This is a genomic window from Aeromonas sp. HMWF017 (assembly GCF_003061465.1).
GTDB classification, from domain to species: domain Bacteria; phylum Pseudomonadota; class Gammaproteobacteria; order Enterobacterales; family Aeromonadaceae; genus Aeromonas; species Aeromonas veronii.
On sequence record NZ_QAJD01000088.1, the window covers coordinates 4,512 to 8,004 of the forward strand.

Annotated in this window: 5 protein-coding genes; 3 read left to right on the forward strand and 2 right to left on the reverse strand. The window is 60.4% G+C overall.

The genetic code is table 11. The features are described 5' to 3' along the window. A partial coding sequence (locus DBR30_RS21875; RefSeq protein ID WP_375135841.1) for a M48 family metalloprotease occupies positions 1–420 on the reverse strand: 420 nt, incomplete at its 3' end. Positions 421–541: 121 nt separating this feature from the next. Here DBR30_RS21875 and DBR30_RS08170 point away from each other — a divergent pair. The 3 genes from DBR30_RS08170 to DBR30_RS08180 are packed head-to-tail and all read left to right on the forward strand — an operon-like array spanning position 542 to position 2,713. Beyond that, complete coding sequence (locus tag DBR30_RS08170; RefSeq protein ID WP_108540550.1) at positions 542–775, forward strand: sulfurtransferase TusA family protein; 234 nt, start codon at positions 542–544, stop codon at positions 773–775. 25 nt (positions 776–800) lie between these two features. Further along, positions 801–1,871, forward strand: a complete 1,071-nt coding sequence (locus DBR30_RS08175) for an AI-2E family transporter (protein ID WP_005361434.1) — start codon at positions 801–803, stop codon at positions 1,869–1,871. Between the two features lie 35 nt (positions 1,872–1,906). After that, on the forward strand, positions 1,907–2,713 hold the full coding sequence (locus DBR30_RS08180) for a MipA/OmpV family protein (protein WP_108540552.1): 807 nt from the start codon (positions 1,907–1,909) through the stop codon (positions 2,711–2,713). Positions 2,714–2,820: 107 nt separating this feature from the next. Here the strand turns inward: DBR30_RS08180 and DBR30_RS08185 are convergent. Further along, on the reverse strand, positions 2,821–3,493 hold a 673-nt coding region (locus DBR30_RS08185; protein WP_108588288.1), incomplete at its 5' end, for an alpha/beta fold hydrolase.

A 3,493-nucleotide genomic window follows, 5' to 3' on the forward strand; every position in this document is an offset into this window, starting at 1 on the left:
CTGGGTCACGTGGGTGATTTCGTGGGCCAGTACCGAGGCCAGCTCGCTCTCGCTGTCGGCGTAGAGGAAGAGGCCTGTGTGTACCTTGACTCGCCCGCCGAGGAAGGCGGCCGCGTTGATGCTGGGATCATTGATGAGGAAGAAGGTAAACGGGAAACGTACCCCATCGGCGTTGGTCAGCAATCGCTGACCCAGATCGTCAATGTACTGGCTCAGCACCGGATCATCGATGATCGGCAAACCCGCACGGGCAAAGCGCATAAAGGCGTTGCCGTAACGCACTTCCTGCTCGATGGGCAGGGCAGCAACCCCGGCCGTGCCGATGTCGGGAAGCTGATTGTTGGCCTCGGCATGAAACGTGGCGCCCATCAGGGAAGCCAGCAGGGGAAGCGATGCCATCAGGGGGGAAAAACGTGCCACGTTATCTCTATCTCCATCAGAAAGGGCCTCGGCAGAATACCCTTGCCCATCAAGGGCTACAAGCGTTGTTTCATGCTCTTATCACGGCCATAATAGCGGCCACCTGCCTGATGGAGCCCCCATGGAAATTCTCGACCTGACCCCCTGGCGTTGCCCCGAGCCGCTGATCCGGCTCAAGCTATGGTTAAGGGAGGCCCAAAGTGGTCAAACCGTCACCATCCGGCTGGCCGATGCGGGCTCCCGGCAGGATATTCCGACCTATCTGCACCGTCAGGGCCACCATGTCGAGATGCAGCAACAACCGGACAATACCCTCTCTTTGCAGTTGGTTGTCGGGGCGAAACAACCATCTTGAGCCCCAGTGATGTAAGGATGCCATCATGTTAGAAGTATTGAAGCGCTGGTATCAGACCCGTTTTTCCGATCCCGATGCCGTTACCCTTTTCCTGTTGCTGGTGTTCTGCTTCACCATCATCTGGCTGTTTGGCGACCTGCTGGCCCCCCTGCTGGTGGCGCTGGTAATGGCCTATCTGCTGGAGTGGCCGGTCGCCCGGCTGCAAAAAGCGGGGCTGTCGCGCACCCTGGCCACCAGCGTCATTCTGATCCTCTTTATTGCGGTAGCAGTCGCCTCCTTGCTGGGTCTTATCCCGACGCTGGTCAGTCAGGGGATCAATCTGGCCAAAGAGGCGCCGGCCATGCTGACCCACGCTCAGGATTATGTGCGCACCCTGCCTGACAAATACCCCGAGCTCATCGACGTCAGTCTGGTGGAGACCGTCATCGACAATATTCGCCAGCGCATCCTCAGTGGCGGCGAGCATCTGGTGAGCGCCTCCCTCAGCTCGCTGGTCAACGTGGTCGCCATCATGATCTACCTCATTCTGGTGCCGCTGATGGTCTTCTTTATGCTCAAAGACAAGCGGGTACTGATGGGCAGCCTGCGCCGCTTCCTGCCGCGCAACCGCACCCTGGTCAACCGGGTGTGGGTCGAGATGAACAACCAGATCATCAACTACATCCGCGGCAAGGTGATCGAGATCCTTATCGTCGGCATCGCCACCTATGTTCCCTTCGCCCTGATGGGACTGCGCTACTCGGTGCTGCTGGCGGTCGCGGTCGGCTTCTCGGTGCTGATCCCCTATATCGGCGCCGCCGTGGTGACGGTTCCGGTAGCCATGGTGGCTCTGTTCCAGTGGGGGCTCACCCCCGAGTTCGCCTGGCTGATGGTGGCCTATCTGGTCATTCAGGCCCTCGATGGCAACCTGCTGGTGCCGGTGCTCTTCTCGGAAGCGGTCAACCTCCATCCGGTGGCCATCATCATCGCCGTGCTGGTCTTTGGCGGCTTGTGGGGATTCTGGGGTGTCTTCTTCGCCATTCCCCTCGCCACCCTGGTCAAGGCGGTGCTCAATGCCTGGCCAAAACGTGAAGAGATGCCCAGTGCCGCAAAATAACCTGCTTCCCCTGCAATCGTGACAACGGAGTGTCCATGACCTTTTTTCGTCAAATCAGAGCAGCAGGGCTGACGGCCCTGCTCCTCGCTGCCGCCCTGCCCGCCCGCGCCGATATCGACCTTGGTTCCATGGATCTGCTCACCAGCGACAGCCCCACCAGCCCGGTGCCACAGGGCTTTGTCGCCGGTGCGGCGCTCATCGGGGGACAAGCCCGTTATGAAGCGCAGGACAACGCCCTCTACGCCATCCCCGGCTTTATCTACTTCGGCGACGACTTTATGTTTCTGGGAGATCGGGCCCGCTACTACTTCCACAAGGATGAGAACGTCGCCCTCTACGGCTATGGCCGGGTGCGGTTTGGCAATCTGGATCCCGAGGATTCTCCAGCCTTTACTGGCATGGAGCAGCGAAAATGGCAGCTGGAAGGCGGGATCGGTGGCAACATCATCACCCCCTACGCCCTGCTGACCGTGCGTGCCAACAGCGATGTCACCGGCCGCAGCAAGGGACAGGAGCTGCTGCTGTGGGCCGACTTCCCCATCCTGCGTGACAACCTGCTGATCATGCCGGGGATGGGGCTGATGCTGCGCAGCGACAAGATGGCCAACTACTACTTCGGCGGCATCTCCGAGAGCGAGGCCACCGCCCAGCGTCCGGCCTGGGATACGGGGTCAACCCTCTCCCCCATGGCGGCGCTCATCACCAGCTACCGCTTCAGTCCCAACTGGATTGGCATGTTCGCCATGAACTACGAATGGTATGATCGGGACATCAAAAACAGCCCCATCGTCCAGCACGATGGCGAACTCTATGCAGGATTTGCCTTGGGCTATATCTGGTAACGGTGATGAGCCGTGAGATACGAACAAACAAAAGGGAGCCCTCGGCTCCCTTTTTCACGGCTATCATCAGGCTGGTAGTACAACCTGCTCAAGCTGCCAATTCAGGCTTACAGCGCCGCCAAAAACTCGGTCAGTTGCTGATTGACGAAGGACGGATTTTCCAGCGACGAGATGTGGCCAGCCATCGGGATCTCCCTGAACGGGCAACCCAGCACCTCGGCCATCAGATAGCCCTCCAGCACCGGGCGCGCCTTGTCCTCGCAGCCGGTCATCACCAGCGCAGGCACAGTCATCTCTTCCAGCCACTCGATGCGATCCTCGCGGGTCACAAAGCTGCGGCCCACCGCTACCATGGCGGCAATCTTATCCTTTGGCCAGGCGGCAAGGCGCGCCTTGAAACCGCTCATCAGCGCCTCATCAGGCTGATTGGCAAAAAAGAGCGGCGCCACCTGTTCGACGATAGGCACCGGCACGGTGCCAAGCTGCTCGATCATCGCCAGCATGCCGAGGTAGCGCTCGCAGGTGATCTGCGGCTCGAGGCCAACGAAGCTGTCCATCAGCACCAGTCCCTTGAGGCGAGCTGGGGCCATGCGCGCCAGCTCCACACCCCACATGCCACCGATGGAGAGGCCCACCAGCACGAACTCGTCGACCCCGAGAGCATCGAGCAGCGCCAGATGATCGCGCGCCAGGGTTGCCAGCGTGCAGGCGCCTTCCGGAAGCAGATCGGAATCACCGTGGCCCCACAGCTCGGGAACGATGCAGCGATAGCTCCCTTTG